Source organism: Acinetobacter sp. ANC 5054 (assembly GCF_002135295.1).
In the GTDB taxonomy this organism is placed as follows: domain Bacteria; phylum Pseudomonadota; class Gammaproteobacteria; order Pseudomonadales; family Moraxellaceae; genus Acinetobacter.
In genome coordinates this window covers 81,954-103,535 of record NZ_NEGG01000002.1, presented here as the reverse complement: position 1 = coordinate 103,535, position 21,582 = coordinate 81,954, and the positions used below count along the sequence as shown (strand labels likewise).

Annotated in this window: 20 protein-coding genes; 10 read left to right on the top strand and 10 right to left on the bottom strand. The window is 39.8% G+C overall.

What is annotated here, in order from left to right; all coding sequences use genetic code 11:
* Positions 1-99 precede the first annotated feature (99 nt).
* The 5 genes from pstC to B9T33_RS02755 all read left to right on the top strand — a co-directional run bounded on the left by pstC (position 100) and on the right by B9T33_RS02755 (position 7,577).
* Positions 100-1,479 (top strand): phosphate ABC transporter permease subunit PstC, encoded by a 1,380-nt coding sequence (gene pstC, locus B9T33_RS02775; protein ID WP_086177434.1) that lies wholly within the window; start codon positions 100-102, stop codon positions 1,477-1,479.
* Positions 1,476-2,867 (top strand): phosphate ABC transporter permease PstA, encoded by a 1,392-nt coding sequence (pstA, locus tag B9T33_RS02770; protein WP_086177433.1) that lies wholly within the window; start codon positions 1,476-1,478, stop codon positions 2,865-2,867. Before pstC ends, pstA begins: the two co-directional genes overlap by 4 nt.
* Positions 2,868-2,880: 13 nt before the next feature.
* Positions 2,881-3,804, top strand: coding sequence for a phosphate ABC transporter ATP-binding protein PstB (pstB, locus tag B9T33_RS02765; protein WP_086177432.1), 924 nt, complete (start codon positions 2,881-2,883; stop codon positions 3,802-3,804).
* Between the two features lie 214 nt (positions 3,805-4,018).
* The gene (gene sohB, locus B9T33_RS02760) at positions 4,019-4,981 is read left to right on the top strand and encodes a protease SohB (RefSeq protein WP_086177431.1); all 963 of its coding nucleotides are present in this window, start codon (positions 4,019-4,021) and stop codon (positions 4,979-4,981) included.
* A gap of 403 nt (positions 4,982-5,384) precedes the next feature.
* On the top strand, positions 5,385-7,577 hold the full coding sequence (locus tag B9T33_RS02755) for an Ig-like domain-containing protein (protein ID WP_086177430.1): 2,193 nt from the start codon (positions 5,385-5,387) through the stop codon (positions 7,575-7,577).
* A 60-nt stretch (positions 7,578-7,637) separates the two neighbouring features.
* Here B9T33_RS02755 and B9T33_RS02750 read toward each other — a convergent pair whose 3' ends face one another.
* Complete coding sequence (locus B9T33_RS02750) at positions 7,638-8,267, bottom strand: DUF2238 domain-containing protein (protein WP_086177429.1); 630 nt, start codon at positions 8,265-8,267, stop codon at positions 7,638-7,640.
* A 211-nt stretch (positions 8,268-8,478) separates the two neighbouring features.
* Here B9T33_RS02750 and B9T33_RS02745 point away from each other — a divergent pair, with 211 nt between their 5' ends.
* Positions 8,479-8,718 (top strand): hypothetical protein, encoded by a 240-nt coding sequence (locus tag B9T33_RS02745; RefSeq protein ID WP_086177428.1) that lies wholly within the window; start codon positions 8,479-8,481, stop codon positions 8,716-8,718.
* Between the two features lie 177 nt (positions 8,719-8,895).
* Here B9T33_RS02745 and purB read toward each other — a convergent pair whose 3' ends face one another.
* Genes purB through B9T33_RS02725 form a run of 4 tightly spaced genes read right to left on the bottom strand, consistent with a single transcriptional unit; the run spans position 8,896 to position 12,711 of the window.
* A complete protein-coding gene (gene purB, locus B9T33_RS02740; RefSeq protein ID WP_086177427.1) occupies positions 8,896-10,284 on the bottom strand; it encodes an adenylosuccinate lyase in 1,389 nt (462 codons plus the stop codon).
* A 56-nt stretch (positions 10,285-10,340) separates the two neighbouring features.
* Positions 10,341-11,072 carry a high frequency lysogenization protein HflD gene (gene hflD / locus B9T33_RS02735; protein ID WP_086177426.1) on the bottom strand — a complete coding sequence of 244 codons (732 nt, stop codon included), beginning with the start codon at positions 11,070-11,072 and terminating at the stop codon, positions 10,341-10,343.
* A 12-nt stretch (positions 11,073-11,084) separates the two neighbouring features.
* Entirely contained in the window at positions 11,085-12,221 is a 1,137-nt protein-coding gene (gene mnmA / locus B9T33_RS02730) for a tRNA 2-thiouridine(34) synthase MnmA (RefSeq protein WP_086177608.1), read from the bottom strand.
* 4 nt (positions 12,222-12,225) lie between these two features.
* The gene (locus tag B9T33_RS02725; RefSeq protein WP_086177425.1) at positions 12,226-12,711 is read right to left on the bottom strand and encodes an NUDIX hydrolase; all 486 of its coding nucleotides are present in this window, start codon (positions 12,709-12,711) and stop codon (positions 12,226-12,228) included.
* A 445-nt stretch (positions 12,712-13,156) separates the two neighbouring features.
* Between B9T33_RS02725 and B9T33_RS02720 the strand changes: the two genes are divergently transcribed.
* The gene (locus B9T33_RS02720; protein WP_086177424.1) at positions 13,157-14,482 is read left to right on the top strand and encodes a flavin monoamine oxidase family protein; all 1,326 of its coding nucleotides are present in this window, start codon (positions 13,157-13,159) and stop codon (positions 14,480-14,482) included.
* Here the strand turns inward: B9T33_RS02720 and B9T33_RS02715 are convergent.
* The 4 genes from B9T33_RS02715 to B9T33_RS02700 all read right to left on the bottom strand — a co-directional run bounded on the left by B9T33_RS02715 (position 14,479) and on the right by B9T33_RS02700 (position 17,364).
* Positions 14,479-15,015 carry a gamma carbonic anhydrase family protein gene (locus B9T33_RS02715; protein ID WP_086177423.1) on the bottom strand — a complete coding sequence of 179 codons (537 nt, stop codon included), beginning with the start codon at positions 15,013-15,015 and terminating at the stop codon, positions 14,479-14,481. The genes B9T33_RS02720 and B9T33_RS02715 overlap by 4 nt on opposite strands.
* Before the next feature lie 103 nt (positions 15,016-15,118).
* Complete coding sequence (dacC, locus tag B9T33_RS02710) at positions 15,119-16,267, bottom strand: D-alanyl-D-alanine carboxypeptidase PBP5/6 (protein WP_086177422.1); 1,149 nt, start codon at positions 16,265-16,267, stop codon at positions 15,119-15,121.
* Between the two features lie 117 nt (positions 16,268-16,384).
* Positions 16,385-16,771 carry an MCR_0457 family protein gene (locus tag B9T33_RS02705; protein ID WP_086177421.1) on the bottom strand — a complete coding sequence of 129 codons (387 nt, stop codon included), beginning with the start codon at positions 16,769-16,771 and terminating at the stop codon, positions 16,385-16,387.
* Between the two features lie 218 nt (positions 16,772-16,989).
* Complete coding sequence (locus tag B9T33_RS02700) at positions 16,990-17,364, bottom strand: MCR_0457 family protein (RefSeq protein ID WP_086177420.1); 375 nt, start codon at positions 17,362-17,364, stop codon at positions 16,990-16,992.
* Positions 17,365-17,478: 114 nt separating this feature from the next.
* On the opposite strand from B9T33_RS02700, the gene surE reads away from it, so the two are divergent.
* From surE to B9T33_RS02685, 3 genes are all read left to right on the top strand, one after another.
* Positions 17,479-18,252, top strand: a complete 774-nt coding sequence (surE, locus tag B9T33_RS02695) for a 5'/3'-nucleotidase SurE (RefSeq protein WP_086177419.1) — start codon at positions 17,479-17,481, stop codon at positions 18,250-18,252.
* A gap of 115 nt (positions 18,253-18,367) precedes the next feature.
* Complete coding sequence (locus B9T33_RS02690) at positions 18,368-19,198, top strand: peptidoglycan DD-metalloendopeptidase family protein (RefSeq protein WP_086177418.1); 831 nt, start codon at positions 18,368-18,370, stop codon at positions 19,196-19,198.
* 92 nt (positions 19,199-19,290) lie between these two features.
* Complete coding sequence (locus B9T33_RS02685) at positions 19,291-20,220, top strand: LysR family transcriptional regulator (RefSeq protein WP_086177417.1); 930 nt, start codon at positions 19,291-19,293, stop codon at positions 20,218-20,220.
* 71 nt (positions 20,221-20,291) lie between these two features.
* On the opposite strand, the gene B9T33_RS02680 is transcribed toward B9T33_RS02685, so the two are convergent.
* Positions 20,292-21,503, bottom strand: a complete 1,212-nt coding sequence (locus tag B9T33_RS02680; protein ID WP_086177416.1) for an aspartate aminotransferase family protein — start codon at positions 21,501-21,503, stop codon at positions 20,292-20,294.
* Positions 21,504-21,582: the final 79 nt, after the last annotated feature.

Genomic DNA, 21,582 nt, shown 5'->3' with positions numbered 1-21,582 from the left:
AGGATTGAAATAGCTGATGGCAGGGATGACCTGCCATTGGTTTTTTGCAAAGAAACAGTTTTTTCAACGTTTGATGGTTGAAAAAACAGTGGAGATTACATGAATCTGCTACTCATTGGTGTATTGCTCGCAATCATTGCAGTTGCTTATCAAGTGGGTTTGACCAAGAGTCGTAAACTTGCAGGCAAAGGCAATAATTCAGCAATGTTACATTCAAGACCGGGTTACTACGGTGTCTTGGTCGCGCTCTGGTGTGGTATTCCCGCTTTTTTAATTCTGATTGTATGGAACTTGGTTGAACCCAGTATTTTCCAACATGTTATTTTAAATAATGTTCCTGAAAATATTCGTGCAAGCTTAGACCCTGCGACGACAAGTGTCATGGTCGATCGTGTTCAAGCGATTGCTTCGGGCTTTGGGGTAAGTGATACACCAGCAGCATATGAAATTGCAGCAGCGGAACAATTAAAGAAAATTGAAAATATAGGTTCGTTTGCAAAACTTGCAGTTGTAATTTGTGCGGCATTGATTGGTTTAGTTATGGCTAAACGCCGCATTGCTGAAAAATATCGTGCCCGTAACCAAGTTGAAAAAGTCTTAAATATTGCATTGGCACTATGTTCAGGCGTGGCGATTTTGACCACTGTCGGCATTGTGATGTCAATGTTCAGTGAAGCGATGCGCTTCTTTAGCTTTGTGAGCCCACTGGATTTCTTCTTTGGCACAGAGTGGAACCCCGGTTTTAGTACATCGGGAAATGCAGAAGGCAGTTATGGTTTGCTTCCATTGCTATGGGGAACACTCATGGTCAGTGGCATCGCGCTATTGGTAGCAGTGCCAGTCGGCTTAATGATTGCAATCTATCTAGCTGAATATGCTAAACCAAGTTTCCGTTCTTGGGCGAAACCAGCAATTGAAGTACTCGCAGGTATTCCGACCATTGTCTATGGTGTGTTTGCCTTGATGATCATTGGCCCATTTGCTAAAGACTTGGGTGCAATGATTGGACTGGATATTAATGCAACAAGTGCCTTAACCGCTGGCTTTGTGATGGGGATTATGATCATCCCATTCGTATCATCTTTATCAGATGACATCATTACTCAAGTCCCTCGCGCGCTGCGAGATGGCTCACTGGGCTTAGGCGCAACCAAATCTGAGACCATTCGCCAAGTTGTTCTTCCAGCGGCACTGCCGGGGATTATCGGCGCATTCTTACTTGCTGCGTCACGTGCCATTGGTGAAACCATGATTGTGGTGCTTGCAGCAGGGAATAGTCCATTGCTACATATCAATCCACTTGAAGCGGTTTCTACGGTAACGATTACCATCGTGAACCAATTAACAGGTGATACAGACTTTGCAAGCCCGCAAGCACTAGTTGCCTTTGCGCTTGGTTTGACTTTGTTTGTCATTACTCTGGGCCTGAATATTGTTGCACTGTACATCGTGCGTAAATACCGTGAGCAATACGAATGACGACTACGAATACATCAAATATGGATCAAGGCTTTGATCCACAAGCGGCGCAAGCGCTACGTGAAAAACGTAAGAAAACGATCGAAAGCTCATTGGCAAAGCGTCACCGTAAAGAAAAGACTTTCCGTGTACTTGGCTTTAGTGCTGTGATAACGGGTTTACTCTTTGTCGTATTGCTGTTCGGCAGTATTTTAGCCAAGGGTTTACCTGCATTTTGGCAAAGCAGTATGACGGTTCCTGTTTATTTTGACCCAGCGATTATTAATGTTGGTGCTAAACCTGTACAGAAACAAGGTGAATCACCGGCACAGTATCAAGAGCGTTACATTGCTTGGCAAACTGAAATGGGTATGGTGGATTGGGATGCGTTAATCGTAAATGGCATCGTTGCCAAAGATCCAGCAATTGCACCGCAACGTGACGAATTAAACAGTCTTTATACCAGTTCAGAATCATATCGTTTACGTGACATGGTCATGGCTGATCCATCATTAATTGGTAAAAAACAAGACTTGAAAATCCTTGCAGATGCCAATGTCGATGTGTGGCTAGCAGGAAATATTGACCGTAGTTTGCCAGATGATCAACAACAGCTCAGTCCTGAAGTTCGTCAATTGGCAGACAACCTAAAAGCTAATGGCGTCATTAGTAGCACCTTTAATACAGATATCTTTAAAAATCCAGACTCACGTAGTTCACCAGCAACATCAGGACTTGCGGGCGCATTTATGGGTTCATTGTTCATGATGCTGATTGTGATCGTAATCTCGATTCCTATTGGTGTGGCATCTGCAATTTACCTTGAAGAGTTTGCGCCAAAGAACTGGATTACCGATGTTGTTGAAGTCAACATTAACAACTTGGCAGCTGTTCCTTCGATTGTCTTTGGTTTGTTGGGTGCAGCGATCTTTATTGGTTGGATGCACATGCCATTGTCGGCCCCTGTAGTCGGTGGTTTAGTACTGAGTTTAATGACTTTACCAACAGTAATTATTACGACTCGTGCATCACTGAAAGCAGTACCACCTTCGATCCGTCAAGCTGCTTTAGGTCTAGGCGCATCACGTTTACAGACGGTTTTCCACCATGTACTACCGCTTGCACTGCCGGGTATTTTAACTGGCGGTATCATTGGTGTAGCACAGGCTTTGGGTGAAACCGCTCCATTATTACTCATTGGTATGAGCGCCTTTGTGGCGAGTGTACCAGCAACACCATTAGATCAATCAACTGCTTTACCTGTTCAAATTTTCTTATGGCAAGGTAATGAATTACGTAACTTCTTTGAAGCGCGTACTTCGGCAGCAATTATTGTACTTCTTGCGCTCATGATCGGCCTAAACAGTTTGGCGATCTGGTTACGTAAGAAATTTGAAGTACGCTGGTAAGAGGGCGCATGATATGAATACAGTTGCTACATCTAAGCAGAATTCTTTAGATCAGGATAAATCCGTGAATCAAGAACACACACAATTTACCTCTGCCGAAGGCAGTCAAACGCAAAAGACCACATCTTTCGTTTCACAGTTCGACACGCAAGCAAGTCAAAAGAAAGATGCAAAGTCGGCAAATGTGAAAATCAGTACCAATGATGTGCATGTGTACTATGGTGAGTCTGAAGCGATTAAAGGCATTGATCTCAACATTTATGAAAATGAAGTGATTGCATTTATTGGACCATCGGGCTGCGGTAAATCGACTTTCTTACGTACCTTAAACCGTATGAATGACACGATTGATACATGTCGCGTTACGGGTAAAGTGATGTTAGATAATCAGGATATCTATGACCCAAACCTAGACGTGGTTTTACTTCGTGCACAAGTAGGTATGGTTTTCCAGAAGCCAAACCCATTTCCAAAGTCTATTTTTGACAACGTCGCTTATGGCCCAAAACTACATGGCTTGGCACGTGATAAATACGATATGGAAGAAATTGTGGAAAATAGCTTGCGTAAAGCAGGTTTGTGGGATGAAGTAAAAGATCGTTTAAGCCAGCCGGGTACGGGGCTTTCTGGTGGTCAGCAGCAGCGTTTATGTATTGCTCGTACCATTGCAGTGTCACCTGAAGTGATTTTGATGGATGAGCCGTGTTCTGCACTGGATCCAATTGCGACTGCAAAAGTGGAAGAATTGATTTCTGAACTTTCCAATCAATACACCATTGCAATTGTGACACACTCAATGCAACAGGCAGCACGTGTATCAGACCGTACTGCATACTTCCATTTAGGCGATTTGATTGAAGTGAATGCCACTGAAAAAGTCTTCACGCAGCCAGATCATCAATTAACAGAAGCCTATATTACCGGTCGTTTTGGTTAATTTATCTAGATCAGTGAAGCTAAATTTAAAAAGAGTCATATGGCTCTTTTTTATTTTCTAACTTGCTAAATATTCGAATAAACATTTGGAATTAATGAGTAAGAAATCCAATTGACCGATTTAATGAGAATTATTTTTAGATACACATTGAATTTTTGTGACGAAACCCACATCTTATAAATCATAAATATGAATTAAATGAGTTTGAAATTTTATGCTATTTCATAATCCCAAATTGCCTGCTGAAATTCGTGTCAGTCATTTGAATGCACGCATCAACGAACAACGAAAAAAAATTGCGCAAACTACAGCATCAAAATTAGAGCTATTACAATTGGCTCAGCAATTGTCTAAAGAGGCACGTGCCCGTAAAAAGACCAACGAAAAAGTATATGTATTGGACTTTAAAGGTGATACCGCCGCTTCAGCAGTTGAAAGCTTACGTGAAGAAATTACGCTTATTTTAGCCACGGCTAAAGTGGGACGAGACCGTGTGGTGCTTCGTTTAGAAAGTCCGGGTGGCATGGTACATGGTTATGGTCTGGCAGCTGCACAATTAGTTCGCCTACGTGATGCAGGTTTTAAACTGACGATTTGTGTCGATAAAGTCGCTGCAAGTGGCGGTTATATGATGGCATGTATTGCCTCTGAAATTATTTCAGCACCATTTGCCGTTGTTGGTTCAATTGGTGTGGTTGCTCAAGTACCGAACTTTAACCGTCTATTGAAAGAAAAGCATATTGACTTTGAACTGTACACTGCGGGTCAGTTCAAACGTACTGTGACTATGTTTGGTGAAAATACCGAAGAAGGTAAGGCGAAGTTTGAAGAAGAGTTGCAACAAACCCATAACTTGTTCAAACACTTTGTTGAAAAATACCGTCCGCAGCTCAATGTTGAAAAAGTGGCAACAGGTGAGCATTGGTATGGTCAAGATGCACTCGATTTGAACTTGGTTGATCAGCTCAAAACTTCTGATGAATACTTGTTGAGTTTATTACCTCAGCATGATGTTTATGTAATCGAAACTCGAAAAAAACCAACTTTGGGTGAAAAGTTAGGTCTACAAGCGGCACAAATGGCAGATTCATTGGTTCCAGCCGTGATGTCAAAAGTCATGGAATCTTTGAGTAAAGCCAATGCAAGCTTGGTTCAACTGCGTGATCCAAAACTATAAATCTTTTTAATATAAAGTATTTAAAGCTCACTTCGGTGAGCTTTTTTTATGTAAAGCGATAATGTCTGCTTTAAATATTTAGATAAGTTTGAATATTCAGATTTGGCTGAATCTAAAATTTTAAAATGGATAGATCCAAAGGAACAGCTATAGTCGATTTGATTTATATTTGGAGGGTTCGTTTACATTGTGATTTTGTTAGCAGCAGAAATGCTGGCGGATCTTGCTTGTTTCCAAAAGTTAATCAATGCTTCACTTCATAGTAGAATTTAAGTTGAAATTTAAATAATAATATTTCTGCCGAATAAACATCCAGAATGGTTTGTCTGTTCAGTTTCAATTTGATAAGGTACTTAACTAATTATTTATTAGATGTTTATTTCAAAATAACACTGAGGAAGAAATGACAAAAATTGTCGTGATATCGAAGAAAGATCAAACGATTTTAAAAGAAACTCAGGCTCCAAAAATACAAATATCTCAACCGTCCATCATTCAGTTAGAACTTAAGCCAGAGGATATTCAATCGATCCATCGGGTGGGTAATCAATGTGTGATTACCCTGAAAAATGGTCAAAAAATTGTGATTGATCATTTTTATACAGATGACTTTGGTTCTGAAAATTCTCTCGTTTTACATAGTGGACCAGCCCAATTTGAACTGGTTGAAATGGATGTAGATGGCAAAACAATTAGCTATCGTTCTGTAAATGAATTTATGCAGCCTTTATCATCAACTCAGTTAAATCAAGCAGCAACGCCGGTTCAAGCCACTGAAGTGGCAAGTGAGGACGATGGTTCGCCATCGCTACTTAAGGCGGGATTAGCAATTTTAGGTGCAGAAGCGGTATACCTACTTGCATTTGATAAAGAAGATGATAAATCCTCAAGTGATGACAAAACACCGCCAAGTACCCCAACAGGTAGCTTTGATATTGACGGAAAAATTGTAACTGGCAAGGCGGAAGCTGGTGCAACGGTTTATATCGTTGATGCTAAAGGCAATATTATTGGCCAATCTAAAGCAGATGCTGATGGCAACTATACAATTACTTTGAATGAAGCGATTACAGATGGTAATCGTGTGATTTTGTACGCTAAAGACCAAGCGGGAAATAGTTCGCAAGCGACGATTTTAACGGGTAGCAAAGATACGATTGCTCCTGATTCCGCAAATGCACAAGTAGATGAAAGCGGTAAGTTTGTCTCAGGTTTGGCAGAAGCTGGCGCAAAAATTTATGTTTATGCTGCCGATGGTATAACGCTTTTAGGTGGGCCAGTTATTGCAGCAAGTGATGGTAATTTTTCCATTTCATTAAGTGATTCTTTGCAAGCGGGTGAGACTGCTAAAGTTATTGTGGAAGATAAAGCGGGCAATAAATCTGAAGCGCAGACGGTTGAAATGGGCAAAGATACGCTGCGACCTGATCAACCCAAGATTGAAGTTAATAAAGCTGGAACAGAACTTGTTGGTACCGCCGAACCCAACAGTACCATTCAAATATTAGATGCAAATTCACAAGTTATCGCCACCACTACGGCCGATGCCAATGGTCAGTTTAAAATCACATTGAATCCAGCGTTGTCTGACAGTAATAAAGTGACCATTATTGTAGTTGATGATGCAGGGAATCAATCTACACCTTTAAGTGTCACTGCCGGAACTGATAATACACCGCCAGTTGCACCAACAGCGACGATGAATGCTGATGGCACAGAAGTGACAGGAAGCGCTGAAGTTGGAGCAAAAATTATTATTAAAAATAGTGCTGGTAATACGCTTGGCACAGCAACTGTCGGAGATGATGGTCTCTATACAGTGAAATTAAGCAGCGCAATTACAGATAAGAATGTTGTACAAATTACTGCCACAGATGCATCTGGAAATATCTCAAAGAGTACACAACTCGTAGGTACTAAGGACACGATTGCGCCATCGGTACCAACATTGCCTACGGTTTACGATGATCGAGATACAACCAAGCTAACCATTAAACAGGGTGAAAGCACACAAGATTCGACACCGAGCTTTGAAGGTAAAGGAGAGGCAAACGCCACGATAACCATTTATAAAAATGGGATCGCTGTGGCATCAGTCAAAGCAGATGCGAGTGGAAAATGGTTGTATACACCTGAGAGCGATTTGGCAGATGGGAAATATAGTTATAGTTTTACCCAAACGGATGTGGCTGGAAATACCAGTGCTAAAAGCTCAGCATTTGAGTTTACTGTTGATACGGCAACGGCTGCTAAAACGAGCTTATTATTCTTGTCAGATGAGTTACATGATCAGGCATCGCTGTTAACAGATGATAATAGTGTGTTCGATATACTCGCGCAGCAAAGTGTATTGAGCTTTAGTTTAAACAGTGAAACAAGCTCATTTATTTCTGATCAGCAAATAGATTTGAATGACTTATTGAGTAAATCAGAGCCAAATATTGCTCTTGATGGAATAACAGATGAATCATCAAATTTAAATACGTCTGTAAATCCTGTATCGGATGTTACAGAGGTTTCAAATACTGAGCTTCAAACACCATGGGGCGCTTTAGATCTGTTAGATCAATCATTAAATGTGCTACCACTATATTAATAGATCCATTTATTAATACAGTGATTTATAAAAAAGCACTTGGATGAGTGCTTTTTTTATTTAGGATTTTTTCTGATTGAAATATAAAAGACCGCCGGTGATCATTGCACCAAGCATTGCAAGTAGCATATCTTTATGCGCATCCCAAATATCACCTTGTTGTCCATTATAATTTTCAGCTTCTTCTGGTGATAAGCCGATAGCAATTAGCCATTCGATCCATTCATAAAACAAACTTGTTGCCATCACAAATTGCACAACCAATAAAAATAAAGTGGATGCTTTAAGTTGTGGAAGCCAAATTTGAAAAATGCGGTAGAAGAAGGGATATAGAAATAGACCATAAGCCAAATGTACCAGTCGATCGTACATATTTCTCGTCCAGCCCATTGCTTGGTCTAAATTAAAGCCAAAGATGGATTGCGTCCATTCAGCATAAGGCACATATGAATATAAATAATGTGCACCAACTATATGAATCAGTAAAAAGCCAATATATAAGCAAACACTCGCAAAACTTAGTCCTAATTTATAAAGACAGACCAATAAGACCACAAGCATGAACACTGTGCCAATTTGATGCAGTAAATAAGGTGCCATTTCAAGTGGATTGATACTGGCTATAGCAATGGCAGTAAATAGAACGAGTAAGGGGAAAATATATTTTGAAGAAAGTTTGTAATCGATCATGCGTCTAGCTGCGTTCAATTATTATGAAAGATGAAAATTTAAAAGTGGCGCAAGTATAGCGATAATTTGAACTAAGCTGTTAGAGCACAATATCATTTTGAACTCACAATCACTTTATATCGCATCATGATTCGAAAAACCGTTGTGTAAGGTATTTCATGAATGAATCCTTTAAACTAAAGTGATATTTTTGTTGTACTGAGTTAGGTAGATGGCCGTAATAGAAGCATTTGAAGCAAAACAAAATTGCTATTTTAATTATGATTTTGAAGAACTGTATTTGACGGATGATTTTCCAGAAGAACTTTCTGTGTCCTTACGCGGTATGCTGTATCGCCATGAAATTCAGTATTCAGATGCGACCTACTATATCTATTTCAGTGATGTATTAACGGACTGTGAATTACAACGTATGAAAGATGATTGGGCGAAATATTGCCCTGCGGAATAAAAATTCCTTCTAAATTTCCCTTCTCCTTATAGGAAAGGGTTAGGGAGAGGTGGATACCCCTCATCTCCTTGCGGAGCATGCTCCTTATCCAAAAGGGAGAAGGAGTATATAGGTGGAAATAAAAAACGAGGCATTAAGCCTCGTTTTTTTGATCTATCTAAGATTAGATTTTAGAAATTAGATCTTAGAAATCAAATCAGCAACTTGTTTTGCTTGAGTTGATGCATTACCTGTATACGTTGCAGGAGTCATTTCTGCAAGGCGAGCACGGTCAGCAGCAGGAACTGCTTCAAGCTCTGTACCATTTACGAAGTTAACCATCATGTCGCGAGTCATTGCTTGACCACGAGTAAGGGCTTTAAGTTTTTCATATGGTTTTTCAACTGCATAACGGCGCATAACAGTTTGAATTGGCTCTGCAAGAACTTCTTGAGCGTGGTCAAGATCTTCTAAAATGCGTTGAGCATTTAATTCAAGTTTGCCAATACCTTTAGAGCAAGCTTCAAAAGCGATTAAGCTTTGTGCAAAACCAACACCCATGTTACGAAGAACAGTAGAGTCAGTTAAGTCGCGCTGCCAGCGAGATACAGGAAGTTTTTCGCCTAAGTGCGCAAGTACTGCATTTGCAATACCCAAGTTACCTTCAGAGTTTTCGAAGTCGATTGGGTTAACTTTGTGCGGCATAGTTGAAGAACCAACTTCGCCTTCTTTCAAACGTTGTTTGAAGAAACCAAGTGAAATATAGCCCCAAACATCGCGGTTAAAGTCGATGAGGATGGTGTTGAAACGACGTAGCGCATCAAAAAGTTCCGCCATGTAGTCATGTGGTTCAATTTGAGTGGTGTACGGGTTAAATTCTAAACCTAAAGATTCAACAAAAGCTTGTGAATGAGCTGGCCAGTTGATTTCTGGGTAAGCAGAGTAGTGCGCATTATAGTTACCTACAGCACCATTGATTTTGCCTAGAAGTTCAACTTGTTTGAATTGTTTGATTTGACGTGCAAGGCGGTAAGCCACGTTCGCCATTTCTTTACCTAAAGTTGTTGGGCTTGCAGTTTGACCATGTGTACGAGACAACATTGGTTGTTCAGCGTGTTGTTCAGCCAAAGCTACGATTGAATCAATAATTTGTTGCATTGAAGCAACTAAAACTTCACGACCATTTTTTAGCATTAACGCGTGAGACAAGTTATTGATGTCTTCAGAAGTACATGCGAAGTGAATGAATTCGCCTGCATTTTTAAGTTCATCGATGTGTGCAATTTGTTCTTTTAAGAAGTACTCAACCGCTTTCACGTCATGGTTAGTCGTACGTTCAATTTCTTTAATGCGGTTTGCATTGTCTTCAGAGAAGTTTGCAACGATTGCGTCTAGTGCAGCATTCGTTTCTACTGAAAAAGCAGGAACTTCAGTGATTTCTGGACGGTTCGCAAGCGCTTGTAACCAACGCACTTCAACAGTCACACGAGCATGGATTAAACCAAACTCAGAGAGGAAGGGACGTAGAGCATCACATTTGCTAGCGTAACGTCCATCTAATGGAGAAAGTGCGGTTAAAGCGTTCATAGCGATTCCTTAAATTTTGGAATTAAACGTAAAACAAAAAGCCCGATTTGCATCAGTTAAACCACCTGATACTGTAATCGAGCAAGATCTTGAATATCTTGGAGCAGCTTACGCTTGCTGAAAATCATACCCCACGAGCTTCCACCAAGTTGACGCCATAAATGCGCCATTTGTAAGCCAGTAAATAAGGAAGCACGAATGCGATTGGTATGAGCGGTATCTTTAAAAGCTTCAGCATTGCCGCGAACCATAATGCGTGGATTAATTGATCCCGCAGTTTCAATATAGGTTTGGGCAAGATTGGCAATAATACTTGGATGTAAATAGTTATTATCGAAAAAGGAGAGCTGTCTTAGAATTTTTTGTTGGGATTGCTCAATAATTTCAACGAATTGAGGGTTGCTATACACTTTCTTTTCCAATTGCAACAATGCCATTGCGTAGGTCATTGGAAGTTTAGTGTTGGCAAGTTTAGGAAGTCTAGATTTTGGGGATGTATTGAAGGGTTGGGTAATACTACTTTCTAAGGTTTTTAAGCCGAGTGAAATATCCGCCAACTTATCAAAAAAATCGAGGGTCTGAGTAGACTGGTTCGATTTTGGACGGATATTCAAACTGGCTTTAATCAGATGTTCAAAATAAAAATTACCGCTCTCACCAATACTTTGTGTACCCGTTAATGCAGTCATGTGAGTGAGCTGTGTTGCTTGAAAAACAGCAGCTAACGCCAATGCACGATTTTGACGAGTGTTCAGAGTTTGAGGCTGTTGAAACGGTAACTCTGTCATCCGAGACAATCCTTATTCTATAAAATCCGGTTTAGGCGCATTGGTATGATGAATCACACCGCCACCTAAACAAACTTCATCGGTGTAAAACACCACACTTTGACCCGGTGTTACAGCACGTTGTGGTTCATCGAACTCGACACGTACACCATTTGGTGCTGTAGGGTCTTTAAATAATGTACAGTCTTGGTCAGGCTGACGATAACGGGTTTTTGCTGTACAGCGGAAACCTGATTCAGGAATCTCTTGTTCACCTGCCACCCAATCAATTGCTTCAGACCATAAAATAGTACTTTGCATAAGTGGGTGTTCATGACCTTGACCAATAACGAGGCGGTTACCTTCAATGTCTTTATGCAGAACAAACCAAGCGCCTTCTTCAGCACCTTTGAGTCCACCAAGACCAATACCACCACGTTGACCGAGCGTATAGTACATTAAGCCGTGATGTTCACCAACCTCTTTACCTGTATCTAATACGATTTTTCCGGGTTGGGCAGGTAAATATTGTTTTAAGAAGTCATTAAAGCGACGTTCACCAATAAAACAGATCCCTGTTGAATCTTTTTTCTTCGCGGTGGCTAAACCAAGTTCTTCAGCAATTTTACGAACTTGCGGTTTTTCAATTTCACCCACTGGGAACAAAGTTTTGTTAATTTCACGACCATGTACAGCGTGTAAGAAATAAGTTTGGTCTTTATTTTGGTCTACACCACGCAATAGTGGGGCATATTCTTCACCACGTGAATTTTTTAGTGTTTCACCGCGACGGCAATAGTGACCTGTTGCAATAAAGTCAGCACCTAAGTTCACAGCATGATCTAAGAAAGCACGGAATTTAATTTCTTTATTGCACAGAATATCTGGGTTAGGGGTACGGCCTGCAGCATATTCTTGTAGGAAGTGTTCAAAAACACGATCCCAATATTCCATTGCGAAGTTCGCTGTATGCAGTTTAATACCAATTTTGTCACAAACAGCTTGAGCATCGGCAAGGTCTTCCATCGCCGTGCAGTATTCCGTGCCGTCATCTTCTTCCCAGTTTTTCATGAAAAGACCTTCAACCTGATAGCCCTGTTGAAGTAGAAGTGCAGCAGAAACAGAAGAATCTACACCACCAGACATACCGACGATGACACGTTGTTGCATAGGATTAAGCATCCAAATTTGAAATTAAGGGAGAGTTTTGGTGCTCGTAAATGAGCGATAAAGGATATTTTTGACCTGAAAGGGCATCTTGTACGGCTTTAATCACCAATGGACTGCGCGCACGTGCTGATTCTACTAATTCGTCCAAAGTCATCCATACTGCACCGACGATGCCTGTATCTAACTGAGCATCTGCATGGTGTTTGAGGTCTTTAGCTAAGAAACAGAAACGGAAATAAGTACGATCAGGGAACATTGGAGGTGTATAAGTATACATGCCTAAAAGGTTCGTGATTTCTACATCGTGACCTGTTTCTTCCATGGTTTCACGAATGGCTGCTTCAATAATGGTTTCGCCACATTCGACATGACCCGCCGGCTGATTAAATACAGTATGGGTCACACCTTCTGTATGTTCTTCAACAAAGAGGAATTTTCCGTCTTTTTCGACGACTGTCGCAACAGTGACATGAGCAGTCCAAGCGGTCATAGAAAAGCACCATGGTAAGGGATGGGCTATTGTATAAAATTTTGGAGTGCGTGGCTATGTTGTTTAACCAATTCAATTGTTTTGGGTTCCTAACATGAAGCTTAAATCATCGCTTTGGTGGCTTTGATAAAAGAAACGGTCGCTAAGATTTCGCATTAGGCTTATTCATGCAGTATATGTCTGATTCCAAAATTTAAAAACAGAAGTATTGCGAATGTACTTTTGTGGGGCTGATCTTAAAATATTTAAAGATGCTCACCAGTACACGGACGAATTGTTTAAATGTCTATTTGTTTTTCTTTTTAAGTAGGGTGAATGTTCTGATGAATGACGCACTTCAATTAGCAATAATAAATATGAAAATGCTTTGATAGAAGCTGAAACGTAATAGCGTACAAAGGGCTATCGTTTTATAGTACAAAGACTCTTAAGTAGATTAAAAATTATGCCTAAACATGAAAATGTAAAAAATAGCTATGATGTCATCATCATTGGTGCAGGTATTTCGGGTTTAGCCTGTGCTAAAACACTGCATGATGCAGGTAAAAATGTCTGTGTGCTAGAGGCTAAGCAGCGTATCGGTGGAAGATTACACTCGGTACTTGATCAGCAAGATGTTTTAGACTTGGGCGCATCTTGGATTCATGGTATTGAACATAATCCTATTTGGGACATAACTCAAAATAATAAAATTGAAACCTATGTCTATAATTACGTCAATTCGGACTATTTTTTTGATGGTAGCCGTGCGTTTACTGATGAACAGAAACAACAATTCTTAAATGCAGTTCATTTTATAGAAAATGAATTGGCACAGTATCCTAATCACTGTGCAGCAGATGCACTTAGATTAATCTTAAATAAATTAAATGTAGATGTCTCTGCATTTCATCTAGATGAATTAAGAACCATGTTAGAGGCTTATTTTCAAAAAATAGCCAATGATCCATTTGCGACTGAACTTGAATATTTGTCTGCACAATATCCACAACTTGAAGGCTATTTTGCAGGCGATGAGGTTATTTTCCCTCAAGGTTATACGCAGATTTTAGACTGTATTTCGAATGGTTTAGACATTCAATTATCAACGCAAGTAGAGCAAATTACGTTGCTAAAAGACACGGTTCAAGTACGTACTACAACAGGTGAAATCTTTATCGCAAAACAAATTGTACTTAGTGTTTCATTAGGTATGTTAAAACAAGAGAAAATCCAATTTATCCCTTCGTTACCTGAGGCACATTTAGCCGCAATTTCAAAGCTTGGCTTTGGTTCATTTAATAAAGTCTTTTTTGAGTTGAATGAATCTTTAAACTTACAGCAAGATATAGATGTAAACAGCTTTTTTTATTATGTAAATGAGCAATGGTTGAATCTTTTGGATTTATCCAAAATTTATAATAAACCAATGTATTTAATGCTATTTGGCGGGAAATCCTCAGAATTTATTGATCGTTCTACTGATGTAGAGGTATGGCATTTCATCTATCAAAATTTAAAGTTAGCTTTGCCTAATCTGCCAAGTCAACCTGAGAAGATGGTGGTTACTCGTTGGGGTGCGGATGAACATTGTTTTGGTGCTTTTAGCTTTCCTACAACAGGGCATAGCGAATTGTGGGTGAATACATTAAATGAACCAGTATCTAATCGTATTTTCTTTACGGGCGAGCATTGTAGCGTGCAGTATGCAGGGACCGTACATGGTGCATATCTGAACGGCGTAGAAAAAGCGAACAAGTTGCTCGCTCGAGATACTGTCTTTGAATCCTAGTTATTAAGATAATTTCTAGAAACCTTCACATAATTCTGCGCTGAATACGGTAAAAACGTTTTTTCTTTATCTGTTAAAGGGCGGACTTTTTTCACAGGACTCCCCACGTATAAAAAACCACTTTCCAAAACTTTATTGGGTGGAACAAGGGAACCTGCGCCAATCATCACATCATCTTCAACAATAACATCATCTAAAATAATGGTACCAATACCGATCAAAACACGATTACCAATGGTACAACCATGTAATTTCACATGATGACCAATTGTCACATCTTCACCAATGATCAGCGGCGAACCTTCAGGCTTGTCGGCTTTTTTATGGCTCACATGCAACATCGAATGATCTTGCACATTGGAGTTTTTACCAATACGAATATGATTTACATCACCACGAATCACAGCAAATGGCCAAACCGAGACATTCTCGCCTAAAACAACATCACCAATCACCACAGACATTTCATCGATATAACATGTTTCATCAATCTGCGGCGATGTGTCTAAATAGGGACGAATATTTTGGCTCATAGGAAAGTCATCTATAGGTTTAAGGGTAGTATAAAATAAAAAAGCACCTAGACCGAAATCTAGATGCTTTCACTTTAGTCTTAAAATCTAAATTTCAGAAAACTTAGAATAAGTTGCTAAAGAATTGTTTGATGTGATCAAGCATTTTTGCAAAGAAACCAGCTTCTTCAACATTTTGTAGAGCAACAAGTGGTTTCTCAGCAATCACTTTGCCGTTTAAAGTTGCAACGTATTTACCAACCACTTGACCTTGTTTTAAAGGTGCAGTCAATTTAGGTTGAACAACCAATTGGGTTTTAATTGCGTTTGCATCGCCTTTAGGCATGGTTACGTTAAAGTTTTCAGCAAGACCAATTTGAACTTCGTTTTCTTTACCGTACCAAACTTTTGCTTTAGCAAGAACTTGTTTCGCAGATTGAACTTTTACAGTTTCAAAGTTTGCATAACCCCAAGCTAAGATTTCACGTGTTTGTGATGCACGTTCATTCATGCTTGGCGCACCAAAGATCACTGAAATTAAACGAAGTGGACCACGTTTAGCTGAAGTTGTTAAGCAATAACCCGCTTCTTCAGTATGACCAGTTTTTAAACCATCTACACTTGGGTCAGTATAAAGAAGGGCATTACGGTTGCCTTGTTTAATACCATTAAAGGTAAATTCTTTTTCTGAATAGATTGGGTAGTATTTTGAACTGTCATGGATAATGTGCTGAGCAAGTGTCGCCATATCTTTTGCTGTTGAATAATGACCATCAGCAGGCATACCTGTTGCATTGATGAAGCTGGTATTGGTCATGCCAATACGTTTTGCTTCTTGGTTCATCATGTGAGCAAAAGTGCCTTCATTGCCAGCAATATGTTCAGCCATTGCTTTAGAAGCATCATTACCTGACTGAATAATAATGCCACGTAACATTTCTAATGCTGTTGCTGTGCCATTTAAAGGAACGTACATACAAGACTCAGTGCTGCTACCGCGACACCAAGCTGATTCATTCATACGAACTTTTTCATTTTCTGTCAGTTCGCCGCTCAATAACTTTTGTTCAATGATGTAACTGGTCATCATTTTAGTCATTGATGCAGGAGCTAATTTCTCATTTTCATTTTTTGAAGCAAGGATTTGCCCTGTCTCATAATCCATCAGCACATAAGATTTATTATTTAATTCTGGTGGTGCAGAAAGGACAGTTGCCGCGAAAGAAAAACTAGGTGCAAGTAGTAATGCGGCAAGGGCGGTTTTTCGGGTCATTCTGGGTGGTTCCAATAACTTGTTATAAGCTCGACGAGCCTAGCATTTTAGGACAAAGCTAGGCTGACTTCTATGGGGTGTAAGCGCTTATTTTAAAAGTATTGTAACCAATTGGTATTATTTGCTGTAAGCAGTCAACTCTTTACAAATTTCACCGTTTTTCTTGTTGCCCGCTTTCTTTGCATCAGACTTAGCTTCGTTCAAAGCTTCTTTGAAACTTTTTTGTTTGCTGAGCTGTTGTAATGCATTTACTGGGTTTTTTTCACTAGGCAAATATTCTTTTGCAAGCTTCGCATAACCTGCATCGAATTTTGGTTTGTCATTATCACTGACTAATTTTGGACATACTTCTGAGAGTACATAAATCGCTGCTAGTTCTTGTTTTGTTACAGATGGAGTTGGTGTAACTTCAATTTTCTCATCTGCTGCATGAACAGACATTGCACCCAAAGTAAAAGCAGAGAAAGTCAGTGCACAAAGAGATTTTACAAACATGTTTTTCATTCAAATAACCTGAATCAATTCAATAAGACAAAATTCAATAGCAGTAGCTTAATCCCAATTCAGATAGAGGTCAGTAGAAAATTGTATTGAAGCTGTTGAGAAATCCACAAAATGTGAAAGAAAAAAGGATGAGCGCTAAAGCATCATCCTTTTTTAACTGAAGACTTAAACTTATTATGCTTCTACATCATCGACATGATGCGTAGCATTTCATTTGTTTAGCCTTCGTAGTTCAATACGTCTTCGCAAACTGATTTTTGTTCAGCTTTATCTGTATCTTTTGCGGCTTGGCGAGCTTCTTCTAGTACAGATTTATATTCACTGTCAGACTGTAATTTTTCTAAAGTCATTGATTTATCTGAGTAATCAGCAAGGTAAGATTTTGTAAGTGATGAAATGTTGCTGTCAAATTTAGCATTTTTACCAATGATCGCAGGGCAGACTTCAGACATCACTTGTGCAGAGGCAATATCTTCTTTTACGATGGTATTAGCTTCTTCTTGAGTGAAGTCATTGTTTGCTACCACGGTTTGAGACATGCACGCTGCTAAAGCTAGGCCCAATAAACCACGAAGTGCTACAGTTTTATTCATTTTGTACACACACATTTATGCTGGATGTTAAACAGTAAATATATATAATTATTCATATATTTCAATAAAATGTTCTTGCGAGTCATTTTAATTTTTTAGTCATGGAATTTAGTTGTGAATATATTGATTGCTAACGATGATGGTGTTTTTGCTCCCGGTATCCAAGCACTTGCACAAGCCTTGCGTCCTTTAGGTCGCGTCGTCATTGTAGCGCCTGAAAGTGAACGTAGTGGATATTCAAGTGCTTTGACCTTAGATCGCCCGTTGCGACCAGTCGAAATTGCACCAGACATGTGGGCAGTTAATGGCACACCAGCAGACTGTGTGTATCTTTCTATGAATGGTTTATTTGACTTTGAATTTGACCTTGTGGTGAGCGGGATTAATAGCGGTGCAAATTTAGGTGATGATGTTTTGTATTCGGGTACAGTCGGTGCTGCATTTGAAGGTCGTTTAATGAAACAGCCAGCTATCGCTTTATCTTTGGCGGGACCGAATGTGCGAAGTTATAACAGTCCACAAGACTATGCAGTGGCTGCAAAATGGGTGCATGATTTTATTGCACGCGGCATTCCTAAAGTTCCGCCGCGCCATATTTTAAATATTAATATTCCAGATGTGCCCGAGCTTTTGGGAACCAAAGTAACGTACCAAGGTCGTCGTTTACAATCTAAACCTATTACCAGTCATGTCGACCCACGTGGACGTCAAGTGTATTGGATTGGCTTGGCAGGTGAGGCAGTCGCCGACCCTAAAAAAGGTTTAACACACATTGAGTCTGATTTTTTTGCAGTGGCTAATGGTTATGTCAGTGTTACGCCTATACAAATGGATGCTACAAACTACGAGATTTTGAACAACTTGCACGCAGAGTTGTCGAAATCATAAGTATTAATGTTATAACTTTGTGAAAATGGCTAAGCCGCAACTTTTTTAGAGCGGTTTTTTGCTAATCTTAGCCCATTCATAATGACTATAGTTTGAATTATTAGTGAGGAAGATGATGTCCCCGGTGTCACAAAATCGCATTATTGCCGCTCCTGCAGCATTGTTTAAGACCCTTGTTTTATCTGCTGCGGTGATTACCACTGTTGTAATTACTGGCTGTGCTTCAAAACCACAAATTAATAATGCGACTCGTTATGCGACTGCACCAGATTATTATACAGTTCGCTCGGGTGATACATTGAGTGGTATTGCTGCTCGTTATGGTTTGAGCTATGTCAGCATTGCTGAAATGAATGATATTGCCCAGCCATATCGTATTTATGTGGGGCAATCCATTCGCTTGAAAAATGGTGGTGCACGTCGTACGACCGCCACTCAAGCGATGACGCAAGCAGCGCCAATTCAACGTCAAACCATTGCGATGCCAACGCAAACTGCACCAGTTACACCAGCAACTACATCACCTTCTACTATTACACGTACACCAGTTCCGACACCTGCTGTGACTTCATCTAGTCTGCGTTGGGTTAGCCCAGTGTCGCGTCCAACTGTATTGCAAGGTTATAACTTAGCTTCAAATGTGAAGGGCACTCGTTACTCTGGTAATGTGGGGGATGCGATTTTTGCTGCTGCAGATGGTCAAGTGGTTTATGCCGCAGATGGCTTAAAAGAATATGGTAATTTGATTCTGATTAAGCATATTAATGGCTATATTACGGCTTATGCGCATAACAACAAAATGATTGTTAAAAGTGGTGAGACGGTGAAAGCAGGTCAGCAAATTGGTGAGATGGGTTCATCGGGTACAAATCGTACAATGCTTGAGTTTCAAGTACGTTTAGACGGTAAGCCAATTAATCCGACAACAGTTTTACCAAATAATTAAATTTATAATGCAAAACATGGATATCCCCGTATAATACAATGAGTTGCTTTTATCATTTGATGAAGCTTCTCATAAGTTTATGAGGGAAATTTATGTTAGATCAACTCCGAGCAATGGGTGTTTTTGCTTGCGTTGTGGAAAAAAATTCGTTTAGCGGTGCTGCTCGTGAGTTAGGAATTACCACCAGTGCCGTTAGCCAGCAAATACGCTCTCTTGAGCAAGATATGGAAGTCATACTTTTACATCGTTCTACACGAAAGTTAAGTTTGACTGAAGCTGGACAGGCTTTTTTTCACAGCTGCCAAGAAATGCTTTCAGCTGCCGAGCGCGGTAAAATTAGAATCAATGAATTACGAGATGATCTCGTAGGTGATTTACGTATCGCTTCAACGCCTGAGCTATGCGAAAATCACGTCATTCCAGCCTTATCACATTGGATGTCGGCACATCGTGGCTTAGCTGTGCATCTTGAAGCAGACAATCAATATATCGACCTAATTGATGGACGTATTGATATCGCATTAAGAATGAGCTCAAACATTGACGATCAACAATTCCATGTTGTTCCATTGGCACATGTTGAACAAGTTTTAGTTGCTGCACCAAGTTATATAAATCAAACGCCGCATATTTCAAGTCCAGAAGATTTGCTCAACCACGATATGGTTCATATCAATTTGGTTAAAAATTATCAAAAATTAAATTTTGAGCACGTAGTGACTAAAGATCACGTGAATATTGAATTAAATTCACGCTTTACCACAAATAATGTGCAGGTTGCAAAAACAATGTGCTTACAGGGTCATGGGGTTGCAAAAATCTTATACCTTGATATTCAGAAAGATTTATTAAACGGTTCGTTGGTTGAAGTTTTACCTGAATGGCGTTTACCATCATTTACTTTATATGCGGTAATGTCTAAACGTGATCAGCAGCCAACAAAGATTCATCGCTGTTTAGATGCATTGAAACAATATTTTAGCCAGTTACCTGGTGGGCGAATTTACCAAGAAGCATCATAAATTTATTATAAGTTTTTAAATAACAATAAAAAAAGCCGCGTAATGCGGCTTTTTTTATAATAATCTGAGCGTTAAGCTAAAAAGTTTTTAACCATTTTAACAATACGTTCTATCAATTGATCGGCTTGGTCTTTGTTAATATTTAATGTAGGCAATAAACGAATGACGGAGCCTGCGGTAACATTGATAATCATATGATGTTCATCACGTGCAATCGCAACCAATTCACCACATGCTTTTGGTAATTCAATACCCACCATTAAACCAAAACCACGAACAGTGATATTTTGATCAGCTAATTTTGCTGTAAATTGATCAACAAGGTATGCACCCATGTTGGCAGCATTTTCAACGAGGTTTTCTTTTTGGATCGTATCAATAACAGTATAAACCACACGTGAACCCAAAGCTGTACCGCTATAAGTTGAACCGTGGTTACCCGCTGTTAAAACACCAACACCACGACCTTGAGTCATGACTGCACCAATCGGGAAGCCATTTCCTAGACCTTTTGCAGTTGTTAATACATCAGGAATGATGTCTGTGTGTTGGTATGCGAAGTATTTACCTGTACGGCCATTACCTGTTTGCACTTCATCTAACATCATTAACCAATTGTTTTGGTTACAAATACGACGAATGTCTTCAAGGTAGCTAAAACCTTGAGGTGCAGTATTTACACCGCCTTCACCTTGAATCGGTTCAATCAAGATAGCCACAATGTCAGGGTGGTTAATCGCAGCTTCTTCGATAGCTTCAACATCACCAAATGGAACGCGAATAAAACCTTCAACCAGTGGGGCAAAACCTTCTTGAACTTTTTTGTTACCAGTTGCAGATAAAGTTGCCATGGTACGACCATGGAAAGAATGATCCGCTACAATAATTTTAGGGGAAGCAACGCCTTGCATATGACCAAATTTACGTGCAATTTTGATTGCACCTTCGTTTGATTCCGCACCACTATTTGAGAAGAATACTTCTTCCATACCCGCGACTTCAGCAAGCTTTTGCGCCGCCGCAGTTTGCCAAGGCACTTCAAATAAGTTACTGGTATGAATAAGTGTTGCAGCTTGTTCTGCAATAGCAGCAGTAATTGCAGAGTGAGAATGACCTAGACCACATACTGCAATACCTGTTAATGCATCTAAATATTCAGTGCCATCTGCTGTATATAGGTGAGCACCTTGTCCTCGGACGAAGCTGATCGGTTGGCGGCCAAATACCGGCATCAAATGTGATGGTTGATCAGTTTGTACAGGGGCAAGGGTAATGTTATTCATGACTAACTCTATCTGTCAGGTGATTGAAATAATATAGAGGTGACGCCATATCAATATAAGCGTCAAGAGGACTATATAA